Raw genomic sequence first — 7,766 nt, 5'->3', positions numbered from 1 at the left:
GTCTGCGTCCCGCCGCCCCCGCCGACCAGCAGGAGGCAGCCCGCCAGCCCGAAGGCGACGCCGAGCGCGAACGTGGTGCGCCCGGAGGCGACGTTGCACCACAGGGCGAGCGAGGCGAGCAGGGCGGGCCCGAGGGGCCGGGGGACGCCGGTCCGCTCGATCAGCCGGGCCGCCGCCCAGGTGCCGGCGACGCCGGACAGGACGGTGACGGTACGCACACCCAGCGCGGCCATCAGATACGGCGAGACGAGGCTGTAGCTGGCGGTGTGCATACCGCCGTACCAGAAGAGGCTGTACGCCGATCCGCCGTGCCGTGCGGCGAACCCGGCCCAGGCCTGCTGGGCGGCGAGGTCTCCGCCGCCGGTGGCGAGGACCGTCCACCACAGGACGTACAGGGGGAGGACGGGAAGCGTGGCGAGGAGGGGGACGCGGTGCCGGGCGCGGAAGGCGCTCAGCCGGCGGTGCGGCGCGCGGGTGGGGCCGGCGGTTGTCTCGGCGGGGGCGACATCGGTCGGGGCCACGTCGATTCAGACGCGGTCCGGCGGCCGGGCGTTGATCGCGGGCACCCGTTCGGAGGAGCGGCTTCCCCCGGACGGGCGCATCCAAGGCCCCGGTTCGCCGTCCCGGGCCGGGCGGGCGTACCGGCGGCATCCTGGTCGGCCGGCCCCGGGAGCGCGGGATCGAAGGCAGACCGTTCCGCCGTCTCCGGACGGGCGCCCGCGCACACGACGAAGGCGGCGGCCCCGGGAAGGGGCCGCCGCCTGTCAGGGGGCGTGCGGTGCGGCTCAGTACCAGCCGTTGGCCTGCCAGAAGTTCCAGGCGGCGACGGGGCTGCCGTAGCGGGAGTTCATGTAGTCCAGACCCCACTTGATCTGGGTGGCGGCGTTGGTCTTCCAGTCGGCGCCGGCGGAGGCCATCTTCGAGCCGGGCAGGGCCTGGACCAGGCCGTACGCGCCGGAGGAGGAGTTGGTGGCGTCGACGTCCCAGCCGCTCTCGTGCTCGACGATGTGGGAGAAGGCCTGGTACTGGGCGGCGTCCGGGATCATCTTGTGCGCGATCGCCTTGGCCTGGGCCGCCGAGTCCGCTCCGGCGGTGGCGGCCTGGGCGGGAGCCGCGGTCAGGGCCATACCGGCGGTGGCGGCGGCCACGGCGGCGGTGGTGAGAGCCTTCTTCGGGGCTGCGAGACGGCGAACGATGCGGGAGACGGACACAAAGAACCTTTTCGTCGGGGACGGTGGCGTCCCGGCCGCGCGGGGCGGCCCGGACGTGCCGCGGCGCCGAAGCCTGTGGAGCAGGTCGGCGCCGTGCGACGTCGTCCAGAGAAACAGGCTCGGGCGGCGTCCGCAATGACCCTTTTTACTAGAGCTGGTCGCATCTGCCGGTCTTGTCGCTGCTGTGACCCGGATCTCGAACCGCAGGTCAGCGGCGTGAAGGGTGGGGGCACGGCAGCGGCTCAGATGTACGACCCGGCGTCGTAGGTGATGTGCGTCATGTGGGCCGGTTCACCTTCAGGTCACCGATCGGGCGCCCGGAATGTGACGGCGGTCTCGAACGCCGCCCGCCGTGTCGCCCTGCGCAGTGCCCTCAGCACCGCCGGGCCCAGCACCACGGTGAGCACGACCGTCACCGTCGCCCGGCCCAGGTCCCAGCCCATGGACGTGGCCAGGCAGTACGCGACGAAACGCGCCAGGTTCGTCGCGACCGGCGCGTCCTGCGCGAAGGAGATCCCCGAGGCCAGCCCGCCCATGAAGGGCCAGCCCGCCATGTTCATCACCGTGCCGTAGGCGAAGGCGGCCACGAAGCCGTACGCGGCCAGCATCAGCACCTCGCCCCGGCCCCGCAGCCGGTCCGGGCCCGGCAACAGGCCCGCGCCCGTGGTGAACCAGCCCATCGCCAGCATCTGGAACGGCAGCCACGGGCCCACCCCACCGGTGAGCAGCGCCGACGCGAACATCGTCACCGAGCCCAGCACGAACCCGAAACCCGGCCCGAGCACCCGCCCGCTGAGCACCATCAGGAAGAACATCGGCTCCAGGCCCGCCGTGCCCGCGCCGATCGGCCGCAGCGCCGCGCCGGTCGCCGCCAGCACGCCGACCATCGCGACGGCCTTCGGGCCGAGGCCCGACTCGGAGATCGTCGCCGTGACCACCGCGACGAGCAGCACCAGCAGACCCGCGAACAGCCACGGCGCGTCCTGCGAGTGCGCGCTGAGCTGCGAACCGGGCGGCGCGAGGAACGGCCACCCGAACGCCACCACCCCCACCGCGGTCACCAGCAGCAGCGCCGCCACGGAACGCGGCCCCAACCGGACGGCCCGCGCCTGCCGGTCCGAGGGCAGACCCGACTCCGGGCCGGTCCGCCCCCGCTCCACGGCACCCTTACGCCCCGTGCTCATCGCAGCGCCTCCCGCACCTGGGCCACGGTCAGCCACGGCTGCGGCGCGAGGATCTTCGTCACCTGGGGGGCGAACGACGGCGACGACACCACGACGTCCGCGGTCGGCCCGTCCGCGATGACCTCGCCCTCCGCCAGCAGCACGACCCGGTCGGCCAGCTCCGCGGCCAGCTCCACGTCATGCGTGGCCAGCACGATCGTGCGGCCGTCGCGCGCCAGCGCCCGCAGATGGGTGATCAGGCGGGCCTTGGCCGCGTAGTCCAGCCCGCGGGTCGGCTCGTCCAGCAGCACCAGAGGCGGCCGGGCCGCCAGCACCACCGCCAAGGCCAGCGCCAGCCGCTGCCCCTCGGACAGATCACGCGGGTGCGTACCGTCGGCCACCCCCGGCAGCAGCTCGCCCACCAGGGCGCGGCAGGTGCCGGGCGCCGCCTCCGCGTCCCGGTCGGCCGCGGCGCACTCGGCGGCCACCGTCTCGGCGTACAGCAGATCCCGCGGCTCCTGCGGCACCAGACCCACGCGGCGCACCAGCTCCTGCGGCGGCGTCCGGTACGGCACCACCCCGCCGACCCGCACCGTGCCCGACGTCGGCCGCACCAGCCCGACCAGCGAGCCGAGCAGCGTCGACTTGCCGGCGCCGTTGCGGCCCATCAGGGCGACGGTCTCGCCCGGGGACAGGGCGAGGTCCACGCGGCGCAGCGCCTCCACCCGGCCCCGCCGAACGCCCAGCCCGGTCACCTCCGCCACGGGCGCCGATTCGGCGGGGGCCTCGGTCGCGGCACGCCGGGAGGCCCGCCCGAACAGGCGGCCCGTCCAGCCGGCGGAGGTGTGCGGGGGCGTCTTCGCGGGCGGGGCCGGCGTCGCGCCAGCCACGGCGGGCCCAGTGCCGGCCCTTTCCCCGACGCCCAGACCGGAGTCACCCGACCCGGCGTCGCCCGCCCCGGCTCCCGGCCGCCCGTCCCCGGCGTGTTCCGCCAGGCGCTCCCGCAGCGGCTCCGCGCGTCGCCGGGCGTCCCGGACCGTCAGCGGCAGCGGGGTCCAGCCGGCCAGCCGGCCCAGCTCGACGACCGGCGGACACACCGGCGACACGGCCATCACCTCGTCCGGCGCCCCCACGACCAGGGGCGCGCCCGGCGCGGGCAGCAGGGCGATCCGGTCGGCGTACTGCACGACCCGCTCCAGGCGGTGCTCGGCCATCAGGACGGTCGTACCGAGGTCGTGCACCAGCCGCTGCACGACCGCGAGGACCTCCTCGGCTGCCGCCGGGTCCAGCGCGGAGGTCGGCTCGTCGAGGACGAGCACCCGGGGATGCGGGGTGAGCACGGAACCGATGGCGACACGCTGCTGCTGCCCTCCGGACAGTGTCGCCAGCGGACGGTCCCGCAGAGGGGCGAGGCCCAGCAGGTCAAGGGTCTCCTCGACGCGGCGCCGCATCACGTCCGGCGGCAGGCCCAGCGACTCCATGCCGTACGCCAGTTCGTCCTCGACGGTGTCGGTGACGAAGTGCGACAGCGGGTCCTGGCCCACCGTGCCGACCACGTCGGCGAGTTCGCGCGGCTTGTGGGTGCGGGTGTCGCGGCCGGCGACGGTGACACGACCGGCCAGGGTGCCGCCGGTGAAGTGCGGGACGAGACCGCTCACCGCGCCGAGCACCGTCGACTTGCCGACCCCGGAGGGCCCGGCCAGCAGGACGAGTTCGCCCTCCGGCACCTCGAAGTCGATGCCCCGGACGGTGGGTTCGGCGGCACCGTCGTAGGTCACCGACACGCTCTCGAAACGGATCACGACGGCTGCTCCTCGGACAGGGAGGACTTGACGGACGCGGATGCGGAAGGCGGAGCGGCCCCGGAGGCCGGGTCGGAGGCGGCGGACGTGACGGATGCGGACGACGCGACGGACGCAGACGTGGCGGACGCGGACGGCGAGGCGGACGCGGAGGACGATCCGGCGCCGGCGCCGTCCCCGCCCGGACTGGTCCGGCCCCGCCGAAGCGCCGACAACGACAGCGAGGTCCGCGCATCGTCGGAGTCCAGGGCCACGGCCGTCTCCCGCCCCCCGCCGCCTCCCGTCGGCGCCGCGAACGCCGGCAGCAGCCCCAGCAGCACCGCCACCGCCGGCCACAGCGGCAGCTCGGGCGCGGTCAGCGGGATCACGCCGGGATGCAGCGCCGCCGGGTCGGCCGACGCGGCGAGTGTGAGCAGCGCGGCGACCGTCGCCCCCGACCCGGCGATCAGACAGGCGCGAACGGTCCACCGGTCGGGCCGGTACCGGGTGCGCGGGGTGCGCCGCCCGCCCAGCCACAGCCCGGCCAGCGCCGCCGCCGACCCGGCCAGCAGCACCGGCATCCCGTAGCTCCCGCCGGCCTCGGTGAGCAGCCCGTACGTGCCGGCGCACACACCGAGCAGCCCGCCCAGCGTGAGAGCGGCCGTCGTACGGCGCACCGGGGCGGGCACATCGGCGGTACGGCCGTACCCGCGCGCGTCCATCGCGGCGGCCAGCGCCACCGAACGCTCCAGCGCCCCCTCCAGCACGGGCAGCCCGACATGCAGCAGCCCCCGCAGGCCCCGGTCGGGACGCCCCCGCAGTCGGCGCGCGGCACGCAGCCGGCGCGCGTCCGCGATGAGGTTCGGGGCGAACGTCAGAGCGACGACGACGGCGACACCCGCCTCGTACAGGGCACCGGGCAGCGCCTTCAGCAGCCGCGTCGGGGAGGCGAGGGCATTGGCAGCGCCGACGCACACCAGCAGCGTGGCCAGGCGCAGCGCGTCGTACGCCGCGAACAGCAGCCCCTCTGCGGTGACCCGGCCGCCGAGCCGGATGCCCTGCGCCCAGTGCGGCAGCGGCACCTCGGGCAGGGTGACGACGATGTGCGTGCCGGGGATCGGGGAGCCGAGGACGACCGCGAACAGCAGCCGCAGCACGATCACGGCGAGGGCCAGCTTGAGGAACGCGCCGTAGGACCGCGACCAGGGCGTGTCGGGCCGGCACGTCGTCACGACGTACGCCGACACCGCCAGCAGCAGGGCGAGCAGCAGTGGGTTGGTGGTGCGGGTCGCGGCCGTGCCCAGCCCGAGCGCCCACAGCCACCAGGCGCCCGGGTGCACCGCGAGGGAGGAGTGCCCGCGGGGCCGTGCGGTGCCCGGCGCGCCCTCGCGGTCAGCCATGCCCGCGACGCCGCCTGGCCTGCCACACCGCCGCGCCCGCGAGCACGGCGACGACGACACCGCCGGCGACCAGCCCGACGGACGGCCCGCCGTCGGAGTCCCCGTCGGCCGCGGCCGGGCTGCCGGTCGGGGCGGGGCTCGTCCCGGTCTCGTCGCCCTTGCCGGAGCCGCTGTCCGACACCTGCTCGCCGCAGCCCCGCTGCGGATAGCCGGCGATGGCGCACAGCAGGGCGTTGCTGTCGTAGCGCAGCGGCTTCGCCACGGCGGCGAGTGCCTCCGCGGTCGTCGCGTCGGGCGCGACGCGGGCGCAGGCCGTGCGCGGCGCGGGCGGTGTCTCCCCGGACGGCGCGTCGGCGGCCGTACCGAAGTCGATGACGAGCGCGACGCGTTTGCTGCCGTCACGGGCGGGCGTGTCCGCGCAGATCGTGCCGAAGTCGGCCGTGTCGCGGGGCTGCGCGGCGTCGGCGGAGTCCTGGCTGACGGCGAACCGGAAGCCCTGCACGTCCCCGTCGGAGGGGCGGGCGAGGGACGGGCCGACGGTGGCGTACGTCCACGTGTCGCCGTCGCGGTCCCAGAACGACCAGTACCGGTAGCCGGTGGCGTGGGCCTGGGCCGCGCTCCCCAGCAGCAGGAACGCGGTCACCAGGACGGCGGCGGCGCGGCGGATCACAGCTGCTGCCCCTTGCGGCGCCCGCTCAGCAGGAATCCGATGCCGATACCGGCGACGAGGCACACGCCGACGAACCACCACACGCCGAACGCGGACGAACCGTCGTCGTCCTTGTCGTCCTTCTCCTGCGCGGTCGTGGCCGCCGCGGACTTGGTCTGCGGGGCGGGCCCGGTCGCGTTCAGCGCGGCGACCAGGTCCTGTCCGCCGAAGGAGCGCGGGTCGGTGCCGGTGGCGTGCGCGGCGAAGATCAGCTGCGCGAAGGCGGCGGGCCCGTTCTGCTTCGCCCAGTCGGCGGCGTTCCGCTCCAGCCACTGGAGCGGCTTGCGGGCCTGCTCGGTGCCGCCCTGCGCGGCGAGCGCGACGACGGCGTCGGCGGTGTTGCCGTAGTCGGGCTGGTCGGTGGCGCCCGGCATCGAGGAGACCAGGTGGCCGTCCTCGGCGACGGTCTTCGCGAGCCAGGCGGCGCCGTTGGCGGCGGCCTGCGCGGGCGTGCGGGCCTCGTCGGAGCAGGACGGCGCGGCCGTCTTCGCGGCGGCCTTCGCGGTCAGGCCCTCGCCGAGGGCGCCGAGCACGGCCGCGGCGGTCGCGTCCGCGTTGGCGATGAGCTTGCCCGCCTTGTCGGGCTGGTAGGCGAACGCGCCGCCGTCCTTGCAGGAGAGCGCGAACGTCAGCAGCGCGTCCTGTGGGGCCTTGCCGTCCTTGCGGACGGTGTCGGGCTTCTCACCGGCGGCGGCGAGCGCGCCGATCACCACGGCCGTGGAGTTGGCGTCGCTGGGGCCACCGGGGGTGTAGCCCCAGCCGCCGTCCTTGTTCTGCACCGACTTCAGCCAGGCGATCGCCTTGCCGGTCTGCGCGTCGTGCCCGCCGAGCGCGGCCAGCGCCTGCACGGCGGCGGCCGTGCTGTTGGTGTCCACCATCGTCTTCGCGTCGCACGCCTTGCCGGGCTCGGCGCGGAACGCTGCGAACGCGCCGTTCGCGCACTGCTGCCCGGTCAGCCAGTCCACCGCGGCGTCCGCGGGCACGACACCCACGGTGTGCTGCGCGAGCAGGGCGAGGGACTGCCGCCACACCCCGTCGTACGTCGGGTCGCCGCTGCCGTACAGCCCGGACGGCATGACGACGGACGGCGAGGGGGCCGGGGACGCTGCGACGGCGGGCGTGGCGGCGGCGCCGACGACGGCGATGGCGGCCAGGGCCGCGGCACTGCGGCGGACGTTCATGATCGGCGGCTGCCTCTCCTGTAGACGCGGAGGAGGGCAGCACGGGACGACGACCCGGGCGGCTCCTGCTCCGCAGACCTCGACGGTGCCGTGCGGCGGCGGGATTGCCGACGCACGTGAGCCGGTCACGTCCGCGCGGGGCGATCCGGCTCACCCCGGTCTGCGGGGCTCACGGTTGCGGGTCAGCGCCGGAATCGCACCGGCTTTCCCCCGTACGGGTGTGATGACGACGCGGCCACTTTACCGGCCCGCCCGAGCCGTCCCACGGGGGTACCCGGGGCGCGGTGGCACCGCGCCCCGGGTACCCCCGTGGGACGGCTC

General features: G+C 75.7%; 6 protein-coding genes and 1 pseudogene. All 7 read right to left on the bottom strand.

Annotated features, from left to right (window positions below):
- A pseudogene (locus MTQ10_RS24965) lies at positions 1-455 on the bottom strand (hypothetical protein); the annotation flags it as partial.
- Positions 456-785: 330 nt separating this feature from the next.
- Positions 786-1,211 carry a transglycosylase SLT domain-containing protein gene (locus MTQ10_RS24960; protein WP_247472410.1) on the bottom strand — a complete coding sequence of 142 codons (426 nt, stop codon included), beginning with the start codon at positions 1,209-1,211 and terminating at the stop codon, positions 786-788.
- A 302-nt stretch (positions 1,212-1,513) separates the two neighbouring features.
- Entirely contained in the window at positions 1,514-2,395 is an 882-nt protein-coding gene (locus MTQ10_RS24955) for an ECF transporter S component (protein WP_247472409.1), read from the bottom strand.
- Complete coding sequence (locus tag MTQ10_RS24950) at positions 2,392-4,176, bottom strand: ABC transporter ATP-binding protein (RefSeq protein ID WP_247472408.1); 1,785 nt, start codon at positions 4,174-4,176, stop codon at positions 2,392-2,394. The genes MTQ10_RS24955 and MTQ10_RS24950 overlap by 4 nt, the downstream gene beginning before the upstream one ends.
- Positions 4,173-5,555 (bottom strand): energy-coupling factor transporter transmembrane component T, encoded by a 1,383-nt coding sequence (locus MTQ10_RS24945; protein ID WP_247472407.1) that lies wholly within the window; start codon positions 5,553-5,555, stop codon positions 4,173-4,175. Before MTQ10_RS24945 ends, MTQ10_RS24950 begins: the two co-directional genes overlap by 4 nt.
- Positions 5,548-6,225 (bottom strand): SCO2322 family protein, encoded by a 678-nt coding sequence (locus MTQ10_RS24940; RefSeq protein ID WP_247472406.1) that lies wholly within the window; start codon positions 6,223-6,225, stop codon positions 5,548-5,550. Before MTQ10_RS24940 ends, MTQ10_RS24945 begins: the two co-directional genes overlap by 8 nt.
- Complete coding sequence (locus MTQ10_RS24935; protein ID WP_247472405.1) at positions 6,222-7,445, bottom strand: prenyltransferase/squalene oxidase repeat-containing protein; 1,224 nt, start codon at positions 7,443-7,445, stop codon at positions 6,222-6,224. Before MTQ10_RS24935 ends, MTQ10_RS24940 begins: the two co-directional genes overlap by 4 nt.
- Positions 7,446-7,766 lie beyond the last annotated feature (321 nt).

The sequence above is a fragment of the Streptomyces sp. XM83C genome, from assembly GCF_023072675.1.
Lineage (GTDB): Bacteria > Actinomycetota > Actinomycetes > Streptomycetales > Streptomycetaceae > Streptomyces > Streptomyces thermocoprophilus.
The sequence above is the reverse complement of the archived record's forward strand: the minus strand, read 5'-3'. Positions and strand labels throughout refer to the sequence as shown.

Coding starts and splice junctions, on each gene's coding strand:
- MTQ10_RS24955 (WP_247472409.1), bottom strand. CDS start 2,395: ATGAGCACGGGGCGTAAGGGTGCCGTGGAGCGGGGGCGGACCGGCCCG.
- MTQ10_RS24935 (WP_247472405.1), bottom strand. CDS start 7,445: ATGAACGTCCGCCGCAGTGCCGCGGCCCTGGCCGCCATCGCCGTCGTC.
- MTQ10_RS24945 (WP_247472407.1), bottom strand. CDS start 5,555: ATGGCTGACCGCGAGGGCGCGCCGGGCACCGCACGGCCCCGCGGGCAC.